This window comes from Bacillus sp. FSL W8-1127 (assembly GCF_038006725.1).
GTDB classification, from domain to species: domain Bacteria; phylum Bacillota; class Bacilli; order Bacillales; family DSM-4216; genus Bacillus_O; species Bacillus_O smithii.
Map to the genome: position 1 here is coordinate 2,333,640 of NZ_JBBOVU010000001.1, position 19,911 is coordinate 2,353,550.

Consider the following 19,911-nt stretch of genomic DNA (forward strand, 5'->3'; position numbering starts at 1 on the left):
CAGTAGAGATCAAATCATAAGCAAATTATAAAAACCGAAACGGATCCGTATTGACTTTTGAAGGAATAAACTCTACGTCCGCCCCTTTTTCGTCCGAAATGGCGGATAATATTTTGGCCACCCCTGTTTTCATTACTTTTTCCACATTATGTCCCGGGTCGACTATATTTAAACCAGCCATCATGGCATCATGGGCGGTATGATAATACATGTCTCCCGTCACATATACATCGGCGCCTTTAAACACAGCCGATTGATAATATTTATTGCCGTCGCCGCCAAGAACAGCCACTTTTCTCACTCTGCTCTTCAAATCTCCTACGACTCTCACACCTTCTACTTCCAACTGGGATTTCACAAAACGGGCAAATTCTTCGAGCGTCATTTCTTGCTTTAGTTTGCCAATTCTCCCCAGCCCAAGAATTTCTCCTTTATTTTCCAGAGGGTAAAGATCATACGCCACTTCTTCATATGGATGTGCTTTCAGCATCGCTGTCAAAATCTTTTTCTCCAACCGTTTTGGATAAATCGTTTCAATTCTTACTTCCTGTACTTCTTCCAGTTTTCCTCTTTCGCCAATATAAGGATTAGCATGACTCCCTGGAAGAAATCTTCCTGTTCCCGTTACCGAAAAAGAACAATGACTGTACTCGCCAATAAAACCGGCACCGGCATCTCCTATTGCTTTTCGGACTTCTTCTGCATGGTCGACAGGTACATAAACAGCTAGTTTATTCAATTGCTCTTCGATGGTCGGGACGAGCACTTCCGTGTCTTCCAGCTGCAAACATTCAGCCAATAAATCATTGACGCCACCGGGAGCAATGTCAAGATTGGTATGAGCGGCATAGACGGCAATGTCGTTTTTGATTAATTTTTCCATTATTCTTCCACTCGGTTCGTCCGTCCGTATCGCTTTTAATGGACGGAAAATGGGCGGATGATGAGCAATAATTAATTGAACGTTTTGCTCAATGGCTTCATCGACTACTTCCTCTAACACATCCAGAGCAATCAGAACCCGTTTCACTGGCTGATTCAGTCTTCCCACTTGTAAACCAATTTTATCGCCTTCCATCGCGTAAGATTTAGGAGCAAAGCGTTCAAACCACTGGATCACTTCATGTCCATTGACTGTTTTCATAATCCCAGCGCCTCCTTTACCAAATTCCTTTTTTTCATGAGTTCGGTACGTTTTTCCACTGTCTTATCCGCTGATTCTGCTTTATTTAATTGGTTAAGAATATTTCCCCACTTTTCATATTCATGCTTCCATTTTTGATAAAAAGCGTCGTTTTTCTTTTTTAATAAGATCGGTCCCATTAAAATGCCGGCTTCCAACTGATCATAAGGGCGATACGGGTCCCCTTTTTCGGCGACGATAATTTCATATATTTTTGCATCTTCTTCCAGAATTTGTTCGTCGACGATTTCCCAACCGTTTTTTAAAAGCCATTCTCGAACTTGTCCAGATCCGACGTTCGGCTGAAGAATAAGCCGGCTCACTCCCGGGAGCTTTTCTTTTCCCGCTTCTAAAATGGAGGCGATTAAACTGCCACCCATTCCGGCAATGACGATGCAATCAACTTCTCCTTTTGCTATCACTTCCAGTCCGTCTCCTTTACGGACGTCAATTAAATGTTCCAGTTCGGACGATTGCACTTGCTTCTTCGCCGATTGAAAAGGACCTTCTGCAATCTCCCCGGCGACAGCCGCTTTTGCCAATCCTTTCTTTACAGCGTAGCAAGGCAAATAAGCGTGGTCAGAGCCGATATCAGCCACTGTTGAATGTTTCGGTATGTATTCTGCCACAGTTTCCAGACGTTTCGATAATTGATAGATATTCATGTTTTCACCACTTAACCATTTTTCTTTCCTCATCTATTTTAAACGGAATGCTGCCACAAAAAAAGCTCTTTGCGTCGATCAGCAAAGAACTTTGATACCATTATTTTAATTTCATCAGCCAGTCTGCCATTTGGTCAGCATGGTCAGCGGACACAAGTCCTGAAGGCATAGCGCCTTTTCCGTTCTGAATGATGTTTTTGATTTGATCTTTGGATAATTTCTTGCCAACCCCTTTTAAGGATGGCCCTACGCCGCCTTCATAATTTTGCCCGTGGCAGCCCGCACATGTTTGTTTAAAGAAACCTTCGGGATCAAAAGTCTCAGCCGTCTGTTCCGTTTTTTCGCCGCCGCCCTTTTTTTCTTTGGCAGCCTGTTCGCTGTCATTTAGACCTTTTAATGATAAAAAAAACACCAGGCCGATTCCAAATACCATAATCAGCAAAAACGGAATAATTGGATTTCGATTCATGCTATCCCCTCCTTTATGTATGCGATTTCAATCTTCACAGTACAAACACCTTCTATTTTACTTCAAAAACCGGATGAGGAAAAGTCCTTGATTGTTAATTTTTTCCCGTTTTTCCCTTTTCAGAAAAAAGAATTCGACTTATATTTTATCATTTCTCGTCAACAAATATTCATCCGAAGCCTCCCTCTCCTCAAGAATGAAACAGGATGAAAGCAAAGGTTATGAATATTCCTGCAATCCCCGAAATAGTAAAATATAGTAATTTTTTGGTTTTTCCAACCGCTATCCATAAAAGGCAATTCATCAAAATAATCAAATACAGGCTGATAGAATTTCCCGACAAAAACTTATCATTGATTTTGATTGTGAAAAATAAAAAAATGAGCGCTGCAGATAGAAATATGAACTGCACAAAAAATCCTTTTCGCCCATAGTAGATACCCGCTCCTATCAATAAAACGACAAAAATTGTCAAAATCGCCATTTGCATTATGAAAGGCATTTCAGTAAAATAAAGGACAAATAATGAAATTGGAATGAACAGCAACAATATGGCTTGCAGAATTCGATATGATCGATGGAACCGTGGCAAATGAGCGGCTGAGTTTAGTTCTTCTCCTTCACTGTATAGTGTTAGTAAATAATCGCAATATTTTTCAGGCAGCATCTTGTTTTGCTTCCAAAATAAGATTTCTTTGATAATGATTTGCTTTCGCTTATCCATGTTCAACCCACTTTCCATTGCAATATAGGCACTGATTTTCAATGCCGTTCAGATTCACAATGATTCGTTTTCTTCGACAAAAAAAAGTTTACTTCAAAAGAAGTAAACTTTAAAGGCAAAATGAAATTATTCTAAAAAGTCTTTTAATCTTTTGCTGCGGCTTGGATGGCGAAGTTTGCGCAATGCTTTCGCTTCAATTTGGCGAATACGTTCTCTGGTAACGCCAAACACTTTCCCGACTTCTTCCAAAGTACGAGTTCTGCCGTCATCCAGACCAAAGCGCAGGCGCAAGACATTTTCTTCACGGTCCGTTAAAGTATCGAGAACATCTTCAAGCTGTTCTTTCAATAACTCATAAGCTGCGTGCTCCGACGGTGAAGTGGCTTCATGATCTTCGATGAAATCGCCTAAATGAGAATCGTCTTCTTCCCCGATCGGTGTTTCAAGCGAAACTGGCTCTTGGGCAATTTTTAAGATTTCTCGTACCTTTTCAGGAGAAAAATCCATTTCTTCTCCGATTTCTTCCGGAGTCGGTTCGCGGCCTAAATCTTGAAGCAATTGCCGCTGAACTCGAATCAGCTTGTTGATCGTTTCAACCATATGAACCGGAATCCGAATGGTTCTTGCTTGGTCTGCAATAGCGCGAGTAATCGCTTGACGAATCCACCATGTTGCATAGGTGCTGAATTTGTATCCTTTTCGGTAATCAAATTTTTCAACGGCTTTAATCAGCCCCATGTTACCTTCTTGGATTAAGTCAAGGAACAGCATACCTCTCCCAACATACCGCTTCGCAATGCTTACAACAAGACGCAAATTCGCTTCTGCCAAACGACGTTTTGCTTCTTCATCCCCTTGTTCAATACGTTTTGCCAGCTCAATTTCTTCTTCAGCGGAGAGAAGATCAACACGCCCAATTTCTTTTAAATACATACGAACAGGGTCATTAATTTTAACTCCAGGCGGAACACTTAAATCGTTTAAATCAAATTCTTCTTCCTCTTCTTTTGAGAGCTCATGAATATCAGGATCCTCTTCATGATCGCTATCTTCATTGACGATTTCTATTCCCTGTTCGTTCAAGTATTCATAAAAATCATCCATTTGTTCGGAATCAAGATCAAAATTCGATAGTTTATCGGCTATATAATCGTATGAAAGCTCACCGCGTTTCTTTCCTTTTTCCACTATTTGATTTTTTACTTTATCTAGTGTTAATTCAGGCTCAACTTCTTTGGAACGTGTTGACTTTTCAGCCATTAGTTCCCCTCCTTCCAACATCCTTGAAACTGCCTTTCCTTTTCAACATCTTTCTTAATTGCATAACTTCCATGGCTATGGCTGCCGCTTTTTTATAATCATGTTGTTGTTCTGCTCTTTTGCTTTCTTCCATCTTCGCTTTTATTTTTAACATTTTTTGGTGATTTAACACTTCATTTATATAATCATTTATTTCTTCATCCGAGACATCCATGTTGACATTCATCATTTCTATTTCCGTCACCGTTTTTCTTAAATTCGGATCCGGCAGAAAATTGATGAAAGCACTGGCATCAGGGTGCTTTCCCTCTTCGTAATAACCTAATAAATAAGTGAAAATTGCTTGATGCTCATCCAGATTGAAAGTCTCCCCTGCCAGTTTTTCGTGGATTTGATACGCTAATTCAGGATCTTGCAGCATATAAGCAATCAAGCGGCGTTCTGCCGTTATATAGGCAGGATATATTTTTCCGGTTGAAGGCATTTCGGAAATTCTCCCTGCCCAATTCGGTCGCGATGGCGGCAAATTCCGTTTTTCTGCATAATATATTTGACGCTGTTGCCATTTTAACGCGTCCAATGAGATCGAAAATTCTTCCGCCAGCTGTCTCATATAATAATCGCGCTCCACCGCCTTTGAAAGCTTTGTAATTTCTTTCAATATTTCATCGATATACTGAAGTTTCTCATCTTCTTTTTGAAGATTTTTCCCCCGTTTATAATACTGCATTTTAAAAGCCATATACGTCATGCTGGCCTCTATAACATCCAGACGGAATTTATCTCCGCCGTATGTTTGAATGTAATCGTCGGGGTCCAAGTTGTCGGGAATGACGGAAACTTTCACACGGCAGCCAGCCTCTTCAAGAAGATTCCCGGCCCGAAATGCTGCTTCAACTCCGGCAGAGTCTCCATCATAACATATTAACACTTCATCGGTTAGACGGCGAATAATATGCACATGATCTTCCGTCAAAGATGTGCCCATCGTTGAAACACCGTTGTCAATCCCGGCTCGGTCCGCTGCTATGCAGTCCGCAAATCCTTCAAATAGAATCAACTGGCGTTTTTTTCGAATCGAGTTTCTTGAGCGGTTCAAGTTGTATAAGAGTCGGCTCTTATGAAATATGGGAGTTTCCGGACTGTTCAAATATTTCGGCTGCAGATCCCTCAAACTTCGTCCGGAAAACGCCACGACCCTTCCTTTCGAATCATGCAAAGGGAACATAATTCGATCGCGAAATCGGTCATAGTAGTCTCCTTTTCCTTCGTGGCGGATAACAAGACCCGCTTTTTCCATCAATGAAATCGGAAACCCTCTTCTTTTTAAAAAAAGCGCAGCGACGTTCCACCCCGTTGGAGACCAGCCAATTTGGAATTTTTCTATTTGATCTTTTGTGAAGCCTCTCGAGAATAAATATTCCAGTGCATTTTGGCCTTCTTTTGTATTTATCAGCAAATGATGGTAGAATTTAGCTAGAAGCTCATGAGCAGACATCATGAGTTCATGGTCCTTCGGCAACGCTTGAACGGGTTCGGCTGTTACGTCCACATTCAGCTTGATCCCGGCTCTTTCCGCTAATTGGACAGCCGCTTCTTGAAAAGAAATATTTTCGATTTCCATCAGAAAGGTAAAAACATTTCCCCCTGCTCCACAGCCGAAACAGTGATAAATCTGTTTATCAGGGGAAACCGAAAAAGATGGGGTTTTTTCGCCATGAAACGGACAAAGACCAAAATAATTTTTCCCTTGTTTGCTTAATTGAACATAGTCATGAATAACATCGACAATATTCACCGAATGTTTAATTCTGTCAAGCGTTTCCTCAGGGATTTTTCCTGCCATAAAAGATCACCAGCTTATTACATTCGCGAAAGTGTCGAATTTATCCTTCATACTTCGACAAAAATCTCCGTACTTTTTTTAAAAATTGCTTCCTGTCAGCGTCTGTAAAAGGCCTTGCCCCTTTTTCAAAACGTCCTGACCGGCGTGCCTTTGCCTGGAGATGCCGTATGTCCAAAATGTAAGCCATCTCACTCTCGCTGTATTGATTCCCCCGCGGCGAAAAAGCATACCCTCCTTTTGAGGTGGCCAAACTTGCTAATCCAATATCTTGTGTAATCAACAGATCTCCTTTTTGCAAATGGTTGACTATGAACAGATCCACAGCTTGAAAATGGGAGTCGACATATTTCCATATGCCTCCAATTTCTTCAGACGGCTGGTGTTTGTACGATGCCACAAAGAACACATTCAAGCCATATTCATTTGCCAACGAAATAATTTCCTTTTTTACAGGGCAGGAATCTGCATCGACAAAAATATTCATCGTTCTTTTCTTCTTTGTCATAAATTAATTATTCTACACCATATGGTGGATTCCTTCTTTTTCACAGCAAGTTTCCTGTCAAAAAGAAGTGTAGCCAGGTTTGTCGAATTTTCTCACGGCTTTCTCGCCAGCATTCATCAAGTGACGATTCGCTCTTATTCTCCAACGTTCCGACCTATGACGATTAATGAATCATCATCCTTTTCTCTTTCTTTCTCTGGTGTAGGTTTACGGGCTGTTCAAACAGATAGCAATTTGGCCGCTGGGTATCCATTGCCCCGGTCTTTGACATATCACCATAAATAGTTTATTCGTAATGAGGCCAGTCTAAACCTCGAATAGATATTTTTATCACAATTTTTTATTATAATACAAACTTTTTTATTTGGCTATTATTTATTTCATTTGGCAAGACATTAGAAGGATCGTCAAAGCTAATTCTTTTTCAAAAGGAAAGAAGCACACAATCATGTGATTATGCGCTTATTTTTTTCGAATTTTTTCTATGATAATATTGGCCGTTTCTTCCACCGCTTTATTCGTTACATCTATGACTTCACAACCAATTTTTTTGGCGATTGAATCAAAATACTCTAATTCTTTATTGATTCTGTCCAACTGTGCATAGCTGGCTTGATCATCCAACCCTAAAGTAATCAGCCGTTCCCTCCGAATTTGATTCAATTTTTGCGGTCCAATTTTTAAACCAAAGCATTTTTCTTTCGGTACTTTGAACAGCTCTTCAGGAGGATCCACTTCTGGTACAATCGGAACATTGGCTACTTTATAACGTTTGTGCGCCAAATATTGGGACAGGGGCGTTTTGGAAGTTCTGGAAACACCGACCAACACTATATCAGCTTTCATTAATCCTCGTGGATCTCGTCCATCGTCATATTTGACAGCAAACTCGATTGCTTCCACCTTTTTAAAGTATTCATCGTCCAGTCGGCGGACAAGTCCCGGTTCGTACAGCGGCTTTTTCTGAAACATATTCTCCAACTCATCAATGATGGGACCTATAACATCAAAGGATTGTATGTTTTCCTTCTTGGCTCGCTCCTGCAAATATCGGCGCATTTCAGGCTTTACTAACGTATAGACAATCATTCCGTTATCCATTTTGGCTAAAGAAATAACTTCCTCAATATGAGAAATTTCCTCTACGTATGGAAAGCGTTTGAGGACCGTATATGAACCGTCAAACTGGCTGAGGGCAGCTTTTGTGACCAGTTCTGCGGTCTCGCCAACAGAGTCGGAAACAACGTAGATAATTGGATCACTCATTCATCATCACTGTCCTCTCTCTTTCTCGGCATTAATCTTCATTCGCTAAAGCGACAAACGCTTTCGCAATATTCGTTTTTGTGATTCGACCAATCACCTCGAAGCCCGTTCCTTTTTCTTTTACTACAGGCATTGCGTCAATCTGTTTTTCGATTAAATTTTGGGCGACATCGATCAAAAGATCATCTTTATAGCACATCGTAATATTGGGCATTCTCGTCATGATAATGTTTACCGGTAGGCTATTGAGATCTTGTTTCCCTATACTTGCTCTCAATAAATCTTTTCGCGAAAGCACCCCTACCAACAAAGAATCGTCATCCACTACAAATAAAGTGCCGACATCCTCTAAAAACATCGTGCAAATGGCGTCATAAACCGATACGTTTTTATGCACAACGACGGGTATCGATTGATAGTCTTTTACATAAATTTTTTTTAAATTTTCCGTCAGCAGCTGCGCGCCCGTTTTTCCAGTATAAAAATATCCTACCCGAGGTCTTGCGTCAAGGAAGCCGGCCATTGTTAAAATAGCTAAATCCGGACGCAATGTCGCCCGGGTTAAATTTAATTTTTCAGCGATATGTTCTCCTGTAATAGGTCCGTTATTTTTCACGATTTGCAATATTTGTTCCTGACGCTTTGTAAGTTCTATGATCCTCACCACCCAACACAATTAAAAGTGTTATACTCATACGAAAATATTATATACTATTTAACATAAACGAGGAAGAGCCCGCCTTCGTTCGACAGGCTCTCACATCTTGATATAGTATGGGCCGGAACAGTCAAACTTACGCAAAAACAACTTACAACGGAAACCATCTTTTCCTTCTGAAAGTTCATTTTATCACTAACAAATTCACGTTGGCAAACTCTAGAATGTAGCGGGAAAGCTCCTTCATTTGCGCCAACCGATTGTTTCTGATCTCTTCATCGTCGGTCATGACCATAGTTTCATCAAAATAGCGTTCAATCACAGGACGCAAACTTTCAAGCAGTTGGAAACGCTCTTCAGCAGAAACATCTTGTTTCCATTCTTTTTTCAAGTTCACATAACGTTCATATAGTTCTTTTTCACTTTCGTTCGCAAATAGATTTTCACGAATTTCTTTGTCCTCAGTTGCTTTTTTCGTAATATTAAGGACTCGGCTTAGTGCTTCCGCCACTTCCTTGAATGAAGGTTGACCGATTCGTTTCATCAGAACTTCCGCTTTCGCTTCAACCTCTGCCAAAGAATGAATGGAAACATCTAACAAAGCCTCAATAACGTCATAGCGCACTTCTTTTTCTTCTAAAATGTGTTTCATTCGTTGTTTAAAGAAGTCCAATACAGCCGTATAGATTTCTGCTGTTTCCTTTTGGCCGATTCCATCGCTTAACACGATATCAATGCTGTCCTTTAACAAAGCTTCCAGCGAAAGATTCCATTTATGCTTCAACATGGTCTGTACAATGCCAGTCGCCTGTCTTCTAAGAGCATATGGGTCTTGAGAGCCGGTTGGGATAATGTCCACAGCAAAACAAGAGATAATCGTATCTAATTTGTCGGCCACGCCTACGATGGCGCCTACAAGTGATTCCGCAGGTTCATCTTCCGAATTCCGCGGTTGGTAATGTTCATTAATCGCCCTTGCCACCTCAGGATTTTCTCCTTGAAGAAGCGCATATTTTTCTCCCATGATCCCTTGCAATTCCGGAAACTCGTATACCATATGCGTGACTAAATCAAACTTGCATATTTCAGCAGCACGGTCTGCTTTCTGCGCTGTTTCTTCTTCTACACGCAGTCTCTCTGCAAGATAAGACGACAATTTTCGTATCCTGGCTACTTTTTCTGCCAATGTCCCAATTTTCTCGTGATATACGATGGACGAAAGTTTTTCCAACGCTTCAGAAATTTTCAGCTTTTGATCTTCTTTATAGAAGAAATCAGCATCAGCTAAACGCGCTTTCAACACTTTTTCGTTCCCTTTAGCTACCGTTTCAAGAGACCGATCGTTTCCGTTTCGGACCGTCACAAAATGAGGAAGAAGCTTTCCGTCGGCAGTTTTTACAGGAAAATAGCGCTGATGCTCCTTCATGGAAGTAATTAACACTTCCTCTGGCAGATTTAAAAATTCTTCCTGAAAAGAGCCGAATAAAGCGGTAGGGTATTCCACAATGTTATTTATTTCTTCCAATAATTCTTCGTCAATCGGGATGACCCAGCCATGCTTTTCTTCTAAATTCTTCAACTGGCTGCGGATTAACTGTTTTCTCTCATCGGGGTTCGGAATGACATATTCCGCTTTTAGCTTCGTTTCATATTCAGCAGGAGAATCCAATTGAATTTTCCCGCCAAGAAAACGGTGTCCATAACTGAATCGATTCGTTTCTACATCCGTAATCGCAAATGGAATCACTTCGCTTCCAAATAAGACAACGAGCCATTTGATAGGACGTACATACCGCAAATCGTAATCGGCCCAGCGCATATATTTCCCAAAGCTCATACCCTCAATCAACTCTTTTAATTTGGGAAGCAATTGAACCGTTGGCTGGCCTTTCAAAAATTTCTTCACAAAAGCGTATTCAATCCCTTTGACCTCTTTGAAATAAATGTCGTCAACAGTAGCTGAATGGCTTTTTGAAAACCCGATTGCTGCTTTTGTCCATTCACCCGCTTCATTTAAAGCCGCTTTTTTAGCTGGGCCTCGAGCTTCTTCATGAACATCTGCCTGGGATTCCGCCACATCTTTCACAAGAACAGCTAATCGGCGAGGAGTGGAAAATAGGGAAACCGTTCCATAATCAATGTTTTCTTTTTGAAAAAATTCCTCTACTTTTTTTCCAAGCTGATTCATGGACTCGGTCACAAAACGGGCCGGCATCTCTTCCAATCCAATCTCAAGCAAAAGGTCCCTTTTAGTCATGCGCTTTCTCCCCTTTCCCTTTTAAAATAGGAAATCCCAATTTTTCTCTTTCTTCGTAGAATGTTTTGGCTACTTGCCTTGCCAAATTTCTCATCCGAGCGATATAAGCCGTTCGTTCAGTCACTGAAATGGAGCCCCGCGCATCGAGAATATTAAATACGTGGGAGCATTTTAAAATGTAGTCATAGGCAGGATGAACCAATCCTTCCTCCATTTGGCGCTTCGCTTCCTTTTCATACGTATTAAACAAGTTAAACAACATGTCAGGATCCGATGTTTCAAATGTATATTTGGAGTGTTCATATTCAGGCTGATAGAAAATATCCTTTACAGTAAATCCATTTGTCCACTCCAAATCAAAAACATTTTCCTTTTCTTGTATGTAGGAAGCCAATCGTTCAATTCCATACGTAATTTCCACGGACACAGGCTTGCATTCCAGTCCGCCTACTTGTTGAAAATAAGTAAATTGCGTGATTTCCATCCCGTCTAGCCATACTTCCCAACCGAGGCCTGCACAGCCGAGAGACGGGTTTTCCCAGTTATCTTCTACAAAGCGAATATCATGATCAAGCGGATCAATTCCAAGAGCACGCAAAGAATCCAAATAGATTTCTTGAATATTGGATGGCGAAGGTTTCATAATCACTTGAAATTGATGGTGCTGATACAGTCGATTGGGGTTTTCCCCATAACGGCCATCTGCCGGCCGTCGGCTTGGTTCCACATAAGCAACATTCCAAGGTTCCGGTCCAATTGCCCGTAAAAACGTATACGGGCTCATCGTCCCTGCTCCTTTTTCTACATCATAAGCCTGCATGAGAATGCAGCCATGATCCGACCAATGCTTCTGCAACGTAAGAATCATTTCTTGTATATTCATTTCGTACACCTCCATATGATCCAATTGCTAAAAACAAGTCTTGCTAAAGACATTCTTCGTTTTTCCACGCATGGAGTCCAAAACAAAAACTCCCGCCACTATGCAGTAAATCTGCATAGGGACGAGAGTTACACCCGCGGTTCCACCCTATTTGCCTCCGCTTTCTTAGCGTCTGGCCACTTTTTAAAATATTTGCTCCGGACTGCCGTTCCCTGATGCCCTATGTCCGGCTCCCACCATCCCGGATTCGCTGAGATAGAACGTATTCAGGTACTCCTTTCCTTCTTCGCAAAATATGAAATTTACATTTCAACTAACCGTGGACTCTAATAATACCACAGATTGAATAGCTATTCCTCATATTCAAAAATAATCGATCCCACCACGTTTGTCAATCTCCTTCTTTCGCAGATGGACCAAGCATGCTTTGCATTTTTTCGATCTCCTCGAGAAATTTTCGAGATTTCAAAAACAAACCCGAATATTCGTCATAATACATGGAAAGGACAGTACGCAGTTCTTTTTTTGTTTGAGGTTTCACTGATATACTTCCAAGACGCCGAAGATCAATATAATAAAAAAGGCGCAGCAATTTTACAGTGGCTTGAGAAACTGGAAGCAAATAAGGATCTAATTCAAAACAGCGATGACAAAGAAGACCGTTTTCTCTAATCGAGAAGGCAAAACGCCCTTCTTTGCTGCCGCAGTTCACACATTGATTCAACTCCGGACGAAGGCCGATCACCTGCAGCATTTTCATTTCAAAAATATTGGTCAATATAGCTGCATCATAGCCTTCATCTATGTAATCCAATGTTTGGTAAAAAAGCTCATACAAATACGGGTTGACTTTACTTTCTTCTGTTCCTTTATCCAGCAGTTCAGCCAAATACGAAGAATAAGCAGTTTTAAACAAGTCTTCCCTTATTTCTTTGAAAGAATGAATAGATTCTCCTTGCTGCAGAGTTCCTAATCCTCTTGATTGCTGAAACAAAAACTGCCCGCAAAAGAGCAGCTGGGTAATGGCGGAGAGGCGGCTATTCGGTTTTCTAGCCCCTCTCGCCATTAAAGCCATTTTTCCAAACTCTCTTGTAAACAATGTGATGATTTTATTTGATTCGCCATACGGAGTCGATCGTATGACAATTCCTTCACACTTTTGAAACACGTTGAAGGCCATCCTTTCATTGCACCAACGGGCCTTTTCAAGACAAAGGAAATTCGGCTTCTGCTAGTTCTTCCTCTTCTTTCAAGCGAGCAGATTGGCTTTCTTTTTCCAACTCTTTGTACAAGAGATACGTATCAATATTACCCGTTTTCGAAAACAGCTTCCAGGTAAAATCCAACATCATAACCCCGCCTTTCTTTGATTGAAACTAGCAAAAATGTTGTGATAATATTTTCCCCCGCCTATACCCGATTTATTAGGTGCAATTTTTTCAAGTACCTTGTCAAAAACTCAAGATCTTAATATTCGTCTTCTCGAAAACCATATTCGCGTAGAGCAGATATTTTATCACGCCAATCTTTTTGAACCTTTACCCATAATTCTAAAAAGACTTTGGAACCGAGAAGATTTTCAATGTCTATTCGAGCTCGTTTTCCTACTTCCTTCAGCATTCTCCCTTGTTTACCGATGATAATGCCTTTTTGGGAATCTCGTTCTACGATAATCGTGGCCATGATATGCACAAGATCCTTCTCTTCCTCGCGTTCCATTTTGTCAATCAGAACCGCAATCGAATGCGGAACCTCTTCTCTTGTCAAATGCAGAACTTTTTCCCGGATCAATTCCGAAACGATAAAACGTTCCGGATGGTCAGTCACTTGATCCGCCGGATAATATTGAGGACCTTCCGGCAAATATTCTTTAATGGCCGAAAGCAAGCGATCAACATTATTTCCATTAAGCGCGGAAATCGGAAATATTTCCTGGAAAGGATAAAGTTCTTTGTACTGTTCAATCATAGGAAAAAGCTCATCAGGATGTATTTGATCAATTTTATTTAATACTAAAAAAACGGGTGTTTGGATATCTTTTAGCATTTCGATGATATATTGTTCTCCCCGGCCGAGCCCTTCCGTCACATTCACCATAAATAAAATCAAATCTACTTCCTTAAGGGCGTTTACAGCCGTTTTTACCATAAAGTCGCCAAGTTTGTGCTTTGGCTTATGGATGCCGGGAGTGTCGATAAAAATCATTTGGGCATCGTCCGTTGTATAAACTCCCTGAATTCGGTTTCTTGTTGTTTGCGGTTTATCGCTCATAATAGCAATTTTTTGACCGATCACCCTGTTCAGAAAGGTTGATTTACCGACATTCGGTCTACCAATAATGGAAATAAATCCTGATTTATAATCTGCATTGATTGTCGCCATAGTTTTCGAAAATCCTCCACTGTTGTAAGATTCTTAGTATGATGATTTTGAGCAAATCCTTTGTGAAACCAAAGACTTTCGTTTGTAAGCGCTTTAAAAAGCCAAATCCCCAACTGGATTGAATCACTATCTATATTTTACACCATTTTTTCTCCATATGGAGAGAGAGAAGTGAAAATTTCAGAAAAATTCGTCATTATTGCCTCGTTGATTCAAAAAACCATTTAATTCCACAAGGCTGTTTTTCATTGGCTTACGCTCTCATTTTAACCGACAAATGGCATGATTTCAAATTGGGTAAGTTAAAACTTGGTGTTTTCTCCCCCATATCCATCATTTTCAACCAAATGCGTCGTATTTCATGGAAATTCCGTTTCGCTTCCTCTGAACTACCCACAAATCGCATGATTTGAAAAAGAGCCGCCTTTAGGGCGACTCTTCCATTCATACAAAAAGTCGAAACCATTTTGGTAAAAAGATGATCATGCCGATCACAACAGCAAAAATAGCGTAGACGAGCACCGCCCCCGCCGCTAAATCTTTTGCCTCTTTTGCCAGCGGATGGTAGTCTTGTGTCGCTAAATCCACTATTTTTTCTATGGCGGTATTCACCATTTCCAGCGCGAACATTCCTGCGAATAAAAGTAAGAGGATCACCCACTCCCATTTTGAGAGTTGAAAAGCGAGACCGGCCGCCGTAGTTAAGAATGCCGCCATAACGTGAATTTTAAAGTTCGCTTCTTTCCATGCCGTACCTATTCCGCCAAAAGCGAACGAAAAGGACCGTTTTAATCGATGGACGCTGAAAACGTTCCGATCTTTATCTTTTGAGTCCATATTCATTTAAAATTTCCCTTTGCCGTGAAAACATGATTTTTTCTTCTTCCTCTGTCATGTGGTCATATCCGAGAAGATGAAGAAATCCATGCACCGCTAAAAATCCGAGTTCACGCTGAAAAGAATGGCCATAATCATGAGCCTGTTCACGTGCTTTAGGAACAGAGATGATAATATCCCCTAAAACTCTAGGCATATCTTCACCAATGATTTCCACTTCCTCCTCGTCAGTCTCTTCAAGAGCAAAGGAAATCACATCTGTCGGTTGATCTTTATGGCGATAATCCCTGTTAATTTCTTGGATGCGCTGATTATCGACAAAGGTTACAGACACTTCGCTTTCCTCCTGAATCCCTTCTTTTTCAGACGCAAATTGCAGCAGTTGCTCCACTAATTCCAAATCTTCTTGCTTTAATTCATTCGTTTCATCGACTAAATCAATCATTAAACTCATGTTGCTTCCTCCGTCTGTTTTTTCATTTCCGGATATTCGATCCGCGAGTGAAAAATGCCATTTAATGCATCACAAATCGTTTGTTTGACAATTTCCAGTTCTTTTAAAGTAATATCACATTCACTAAACTGCCCGTCCAGCAAACGGTCTTGAATAATATTATGGACGAGGCTTTTTATTTGTTCAACAGTTGGCTGTTTCATCGATCGGACAGCCGCTTCCACACTATCGGCAATGCTGACGATGGCAATTTCTTTTGTCTGCGGCTTAGGACCCGGATATCGAAAATCTTCTTCATTCACTTCGTGGTTTTTTTCAATCGCTTTATAATAAAAATATTTTACCAAAGTGGTCCCATGATGCTGCTCAGCAAAATCCACAATTTCCTTCGGCAGCTTTTCTTTTCGCAGCATAGCCGCTCCGTCCACCACATGATCGATGATCATTTGTTTACTGACCTCAGGAGACAGATGTTGATGGGGATTTTCATGATCCATTTGGTTTTCAATAAAAAATTTTGGTCTTTTTGTTTTGCCGATATCATGGTAATAACATCCCACCCTTGCAAGCAAGCCATTCGCTCCTATCGCTTCACATGCCGCTTCTGAAAGGTTGGCCACCATGATGCTATGGTGGTAAGTACCCGGCGTTTCCATTAAAATCTTTTTCAATAAAGGATGGTTCGGATTCGATAGTTCAATCAGCTTCATCGTCGACAAAACGCCAAATCCACTTTCAATCATCGGCAATAAGCCTAGCGTCAGCACGGCAGATGCTATCCCGGATATAAAAGCAAACAAGGCAAAAAACAAATATTCCTTTCCAGAATACGATCCATTGCCGATTAATTTCAAAAATAAGATGACGAGCACATTGACAATGGACACATAAACTCCCGCCTGTAAAATATTCAAGCGGCGGCGATGCTTCAATAAAAACAAACTTCCCGTTAAACCGCTGAACAATAGATAAATAGCCATTTCGACATGAATGGTTTCACTCGTTCCATTATGAAACATAATGCTCCCGCAAGCCGCCAAAAGAATGGCGACGATTGCTGCTGTCCGCTCATTGATTAAAATGGTAATGAGCATGGAAGAAAGCGCTCCCGGATACAGGAAGCTCAACTGAGCATAGTCGTTATTTCCAATCCAGGCAATGATTTTCATTAACAAAAAAGAAAAAGTAAAAATCATGCCCACTAAAAGCAGATAGCTCTTTTTCTTTTCTGAAGGCAAAGAAGCGGTATGAAAAGAATAAATGAGCAAAAAAACGACAACCAAAACAAAAATAAGGAGTCCAAAAACAGGTTTATAAGAACGTTGGTGATTGATAAGACCCAGCAGTTTTAATTGCCGATAAATGTCCCTGTCAATTAAGTGACCTTCTTGGACGATGACTTGTCCTTGTAAAATCCTTACCGGTTCCACTTCTTCTTGGGCCTGTTCTTTCCGCTCGGAGGTCAACCGGCTGTCATACTCTTCAGTTGGCACGATGGCATAACGTCCAATTTCAACCGCAGCCCGTTTTAAATCTGGGGCCAATGGATTTTTTTCAATCGCTTGTTCGACTTGGTTTTGAAAATCAGTCAAATGTTCCTTGCGAATCCGCTGCTGCAACGTAAACTCCACATTGTCCACAATCGCATTCCGTGTTTTTTCTAGTTCTTCTTGATCGGCGGACAACAACGTTAAAAAAACATCATCGCTAATCGATTTCGTCACATCTTCTGTCACATTTTTCGTCAGTTTATCTTTCAGTTCGGCTAATGGCGCCCGTTCTTCCTTTTGACTTTCTTTTTTCACTTCTTGTATAAAATCAAATATGGAATTCACGAGAGAAACCCGATTGAGAGCAGTATCTTGATTATAGACATAGGCATCTTCCACTTCTTCAGCTGCCTTTTTTCGTTCCTCTTCCGTTTTTTCTTTATCAACGATCGTTTTCGGTGAACGGATTGTTTTATCCGCAACGGAAAACAATTCTACATCATACGTTTCGGGTTTTACATTCATATAAAGGACGACAAACAAAATAATTGTGAGGAGTGTATACATGAGCGCAGCCAACATCGAATAGCTGACAGCAGAGCGTATACGGGTTATCCACTTTTGTACAATCATCGTACATATCCCCCGATCAAGCATCAGGATCTTTTACGGACATCGTGTGATGACTCCTTTAAACGGCGATATCCGACACGTCCATCCACTACTCACCTGATATCAGTAGAATCCAACAATGAAAGCGATGATAGCTTTGTATCAATGAATTTTTTAAAAAACTGTCATTCATCTGAAGCAAGGAAACGTTAACAGACGGAACTTGGATAAAGAATAAGCCCGGGTGTCGCCACCGGACTTATTCATCGAAACGATCATAGGCCTCAATAATTTTAGAAACTAATGGATGCCTTACAACATCCGTTTGTTCTAAGTATATAAAACCAATCCCCGGTACATCCCGCAAAATATGTTCAGCACTAATAAGTCCGGAATGGACCCCTTTCGGGAGATCTATCTGAGTTCTGTCGCCAGTGATGACCATTTTCGATCCGAATCCAAGCCGGGTCAAAAACATTTTCATTTGGGCACGAGTGGTATTTTGAGCCTCATCCAATATAATAAAAGCATCATCCAATGTTCGGCCCCGCATATAGGCAAGCGGAGCAATTTCAATCGTTCCTCTCTCAATCAAGCGCTGCGTATGTTCAACGCCTAATACATCATGAAGCGCATCGTAGAGAGGCCGCAGATAGGGATCTACTTTTTCTTTTAAATCCCCGGGCAAGAATCCTAGGCTTTCCCCTGCTTCAACGGCAGGTCTTGTTAAAATGATGCGTTTTACGAATCCATTTTTGAGTGCATGCACCGCCATCACGACCGCTAAAAACGTTTTCCCCGTTCCCGCAGGTCCTATCCCAAATACAAGGTCATGTTGTCGAATGGCTGAAACATAATGCTGCTGGCCAATCGTCTTGACGCGAATGGATTTTCCTTTCGCATTTTTCGCAATTTCTTTGTCATACAATCCATCGAAGTAATCGATTGTCCCTTGTTTCGCCATTTGTACAGCGTACACAACATCTCTTTGGCTGATGTGGATCCCTTTCCTCATCACATTCAACAGCTGTTTTAATATGTTGTGTACAATCTCGACTTCTTGTTCTTTCCCTGAAATAAGAATCGTTTCACCTCTTGTAATGAGAGAAACTTGAAATTCTTCTTCCAGCGTTTTTAAATTGCTGTCTGAGATGCCGAACAAAGCTACTGCCTCATTCGGATCTTCCAGGATGATTTCCAGATTTTTGGTTTTTTCTGTCATTCTCTTTATCTCCTTGAATGATTGGTTGTCCTTTTGCAATATCTTCAATCACTTGGAAATATACTGTTATCCTAACTTTACCATTCTCTATTCTTCGATGCAAAATTTTTTCGCCCGTAATTTGTGCATCCGACTGAAGATGCTTTCTCAAATCCTTTCTTGCCAATTGATTCGCCTCTTGAACCGCCTGATTCACCGTATATCGACGTTCCACGATTTTATATTCACGTTTGATCGACTGGCCCCATTCAACTGGAAGTTCCCAACGGAAAAACTTGATAGGATGGCTGCTTTCTTCCAAGGCCGTCAATTTAAATGTTTCCTTCTTCCACCATCCCCAGACAGGAAAAGAAAACTTTCCTATTTTCAAAAAATAGCTTCGATTTTCCTTGCCGGTAAAAACTTGAAACGTCGTCTCAAGCGGCAGTTCAACGGATGATTTATACCACGTTTCTCCCCAAACCTTTCCCTTGGAAGCCACGCTTTTTAGATGTTCTTCGTTGCCAACCCAACCGGAAACAAGCAATTGTCCTTTTTGAACAAACTGATTTCGCTTCACTACAGGCTGTCCTTTCTCAACAAACATTTTAACAATGACAGCTTTCTTTTTCGCTACTAAATTTTGCGGTCCTGTTGTCTTTTTTTCCTTTGGCTCCGTTTTTTCGACTACTTGAAAATGATAGGTTGTCCCGTTTAAATGTACACCAACCCATGTAATTCCTTCTACCCGACTTGTTAACTGGCGTTGAATCGAATCGACGTCATCTATGAAAAATTGCAGTTTTCCTTTTTGAATGCCCATGCTTTTTAATTCTTTCCGAATGGCATGTTCCATTTCCGGACTGGCGCCCGTTATTTCGATCCCCCATACCATATTGGAAAGCACCACCAATATAATGAGAAACGAGAGCACCCCCGCCAACAAGCCGCTGTTTTTCATAAGCTTCTTTCCTATAAACGGACCGCCGCTTCCTTCGAGAAACGTGATTTTTCCTTCGAAATGACGGGCAATTTTACGAAATTCGGAAAGATCCTCCAATTGAATATAGAATATCACCGATTTCGTCCCGGTTTTTTTGGCATTCCAGACAGAAAGGTTGGATCTTATCAAATGATTAAGGAATCGTTCCGTCCCTTGGCCCTCCGCTTTGACCAATACTTTTCCTTTCAAAAACATCGTCCACTGGTTTTTCATCAC

At 40.9% G+C, this 19,911-nt stretch carries 19 protein-coding genes; all 19 read right to left on the reverse strand.

What is annotated here, in order from left to right:
* Nucleotides 1–25: 25 nt before the first annotated feature.
* On the reverse strand, nt 26–1,144 hold the full coding sequence (locus NST12_RS11015) for a Nif3-like dinuclear metal center hexameric protein (protein WP_327796967.1): 1,119 nt from the start codon (nt 1,142–1,144) through the stop codon (nt 26–28).
* The gene (locus NST12_RS11020) at nt 1,141–1,848 is read right to left on the reverse strand and encodes a tRNA (adenine(22)-N(1))-methyltransferase (protein ID WP_341101224.1); all 708 of its coding nucleotides are present in this window, start codon (nt 1,846–1,848) and stop codon (nt 1,141–1,143) included. The genes NST12_RS11015 and NST12_RS11020 overlap by 4 nt, the downstream gene beginning before the upstream one ends.
* A 100-nt stretch (nt 1,849–1,948) precedes the next feature.
* Nucleotides 1,949–2,317: a cytochrome c550 gene (gene cccA, locus NST12_RS11025; RefSeq protein WP_048623700.1), complete on the reverse strand. Its 369-nt coding sequence runs from the start codon at nt 2,315–2,317 to the stop codon at nt 1,949–1,951.
* 190 nt (nt 2,318–2,507) lie between these two features.
* Nucleotides 2,508–3,041, reverse strand: coding sequence for a hypothetical protein (locus NST12_RS11030; RefSeq protein WP_040341779.1), 534 nt, complete (start codon nt 3,039–3,041; stop codon nt 2,508–2,510).
* A gap of 126 nt (nt 3,042–3,167) precedes the next feature.
* Nucleotides 3,168–4,301, reverse strand: a complete 1,134-nt coding sequence (gene rpoD, locus NST12_RS11035) for an RNA polymerase sigma factor RpoD (RefSeq protein WP_048623702.1) — start codon at nt 4,299–4,301, stop codon at nt 3,168–3,170.
* The gene (gene dnaG, locus NST12_RS11040) at nt 4,294–6,147 is read right to left on the reverse strand and encodes a DNA primase (RefSeq protein ID WP_341101227.1); all 1,854 of its coding nucleotides are present in this window, start codon (nt 6,145–6,147) and stop codon (nt 4,294–4,296) included. The genes rpoD and dnaG overlap by 8 nt, the downstream gene beginning before the upstream one ends.
* Nucleotides 6,148–6,187: 40 nt before the next feature.
* Nucleotides 6,188–6,631 (reverse strand): YaiI/YqxD family protein, encoded by a 444-nt coding sequence (locus tag NST12_RS11045; RefSeq protein ID WP_048623704.1) that lies wholly within the window; start codon nt 6,629–6,631, stop codon nt 6,188–6,190.
* A gap of 483 nt (nt 6,632–7,114) precedes the next feature.
* Nucleotides 7,115–7,918 (reverse strand): pyruvate, water dikinase regulatory protein, encoded by an 804-nt coding sequence (locus NST12_RS11050; RefSeq protein ID WP_327796964.1) that lies wholly within the window; start codon nt 7,916–7,918, stop codon nt 7,115–7,117.
* 31 nt (nt 7,919–7,949) lie between these two features.
* Complete coding sequence (locus tag NST12_RS11055) at nt 7,950–8,582, reverse strand: helix-turn-helix transcriptional regulator (RefSeq protein WP_169799141.1); 633 nt, start codon at nt 8,580–8,582, stop codon at nt 7,950–7,952.
* Nucleotides 8,583–8,760: 178 nt separating this feature from the next.
* Complete coding sequence (gene glyS, locus NST12_RS11060; RefSeq protein WP_341101230.1) at nt 8,761–10,833, reverse strand: glycine--tRNA ligase subunit beta; 2,073 nt, start codon at nt 10,831–10,833, stop codon at nt 8,761–8,763.
* Nucleotides 10,826–11,716, reverse strand: coding sequence for a glycine--tRNA ligase subunit alpha (gene glyQ, locus NST12_RS11065; RefSeq protein WP_003355389.1), 891 nt, complete (start codon nt 11,714–11,716; stop codon nt 10,826–10,828). The genes glyS and glyQ overlap by 8 nt, the downstream gene beginning before the upstream one ends.
* Nucleotides 11,717–12,107: 391 nt before the next feature.
* The gene (recO, locus tag NST12_RS11070; protein ID WP_341101232.1) at nt 12,108–12,884 is read right to left on the reverse strand and encodes a DNA repair protein RecO; all 777 of its coding nucleotides are present in this window, start codon (nt 12,882–12,884) and stop codon (nt 12,108–12,110) included.
* Nucleotides 12,885–12,921: 37 nt separating this feature from the next.
* Complete coding sequence (locus NST12_RS11075) at nt 12,922–13,065, reverse strand: YqzL family protein (RefSeq protein ID WP_341101234.1); 144 nt, start codon at nt 13,063–13,065, stop codon at nt 12,922–12,924.
* A gap of 118 nt (nt 13,066–13,183) precedes the next feature.
* Entirely contained in the window at nt 13,184–14,098 is a 915-nt protein-coding gene (era, locus tag NST12_RS11080) for a GTPase Era (RefSeq protein WP_341100972.1), read from the reverse strand.
* A 444-nt stretch (nt 14,099–14,542) separates the two neighbouring features.
* Complete coding sequence (locus NST12_RS11085; RefSeq protein ID WP_341100971.1) at nt 14,543–14,941, reverse strand: diacylglycerol kinase family protein; 399 nt, start codon at nt 14,939–14,941, stop codon at nt 14,543–14,545.
* A complete protein-coding gene (gene ybeY / locus NST12_RS11090) occupies nt 14,919–15,389 on the reverse strand; it encodes an rRNA maturation RNase YbeY (protein WP_327823975.1) in 471 nt (156 codons plus the stop codon). The genes NST12_RS11085 and ybeY overlap by 23 nt, the downstream gene beginning before the upstream one ends.
* Nucleotides 15,386–17,512 carry an HD family phosphohydrolase gene (locus tag NST12_RS11095; protein ID WP_341100970.1) on the reverse strand — a complete coding sequence of 709 codons (2,127 nt, stop codon included), beginning with the start codon at nt 17,510–17,512 and terminating at the stop codon, nt 15,386–15,388. The genes ybeY and NST12_RS11095 overlap by 4 nt, the downstream gene beginning before the upstream one ends.
* A gap of 238 nt (nt 17,513–17,750) precedes the next feature.
* Nucleotides 17,751–18,713: a PhoH family protein gene (locus NST12_RS11100; protein WP_003355397.1), complete on the reverse strand. Its 963-nt coding sequence runs from the start codon at nt 18,711–18,713 to the stop codon at nt 17,751–17,753.
* On the reverse strand, nt 18,664–19,908 hold the full coding sequence (gene yqfD, locus NST12_RS11105) for a sporulation protein YqfD (protein WP_341101238.1): 1,245 nt from the start codon (nt 19,906–19,908) through the stop codon (nt 18,664–18,666). Before yqfD ends, NST12_RS11100 begins: the two co-directional genes overlap by 50 nt.
* Nucleotides 19,909–19,911 lie beyond the last annotated feature (3 nt).

Bases quoted from the DNA above. Each gene is read 5' to 3' on its own strand.
- NST12_RS11015 (WP_327796967.1), bottom strand. From the start codon at position 1,144: ATGAAAACAGTCAATGGACATGAAGTGATCCAGTGGTTTGAACGCTTT.
- NST12_RS11020 (WP_341101224.1), bottom strand. From the start codon at position 1,848: ATGAATATCTATCAATTATCGAAACGTCTGGAAACTGTGGCAGAATAC.
- cccA (WP_048623700.1), bottom strand. From the start codon at position 2,317: ATGAATCGAAATCCAATTATTCCGTTTTTGCTGATTATGGTATTTGGA.
- NST12_RS11030 (WP_040341779.1), bottom strand. From the start codon at position 3,041: ATGGATAAGCGAAAGCAAATCATTATCAAAGAAATCTTATTTTGGAAG.
- rpoD (WP_048623702.1), bottom strand. From the start codon at position 4,301: ATGGCTGAAAAGTCAACACGTTCCAAAGAAGTTGAGCCTGAATTAACA.
- dnaG (WP_341101227.1), bottom strand. From the start codon at position 6,147: ATGGCAGGAAAAATCCCTGAGGAAACGCTTGACAGAATTAAACATTCG.
- NST12_RS11045 (WP_048623704.1), bottom strand. From the start codon at position 6,631: ATGAATATTTTTGTCGATGCAGATTCCTGCCCTGTAAAAAAGGAAATT.
- NST12_RS11050 (WP_327796964.1), bottom strand. From the start codon at position 7,918: ATGAGTGATCCAATTATCTACGTTGTTTCCGACTCTGTTGGCGAGACC.
- glyS (WP_341101230.1), bottom strand. From the start codon at position 10,833: ATGACTAAAAGGGACCTTTTGCTTGAGATTGGATTGGAAGAGATGCCG.
- glyQ (WP_003355389.1), bottom strand. From the start codon at position 11,716: ATGAATATACAAGAAATGATTCTTACGTTGCAGAAGCATTGGTCGGAT.
- NST12_RS11075 (WP_341101234.1), bottom strand. From the start codon at position 13,065: ATGTTGGATTTTACCTGGAAGCTGTTTTCGAAAACGGGTAATATTGAT.
- era (WP_341100972.1), bottom strand. From the start codon at position 14,098: ATGGCGACAATCAATGCAGATTATAAATCAGGATTTATTTCCATTATT.
- NST12_RS11085 (WP_341100971.1), bottom strand. From the start codon at position 14,941: ATGAATATGGACTCAAAAGATAAAGATCGGAACGTTTTCAGCGTCCAT.
- ybeY (WP_327823975.1), bottom strand. From the start codon at position 15,389: ATGAGTTTAATGATTGATTTAGTCGATGAAACGAATGAATTAAAGCAA.
- NST12_RS11095 (WP_341100970.1), bottom strand. From the start codon at position 17,512: ATGATTGTACAAAAGTGGATAACCCGTATACGCTCTGCTGTCAGCTAT.
- NST12_RS11100 (WP_003355397.1), bottom strand. From the start codon at position 18,713: ATGACAGAAAAAACCAAAAATCTGGAAATCATCCTGGAAGATCCGAAT.
- yqfD (WP_341101238.1), bottom strand. From the start codon at position 19,908: ATGAAAAACCAGTGGACGATGTTTTTGAAAGGAAAAGTATTGGTCAAA.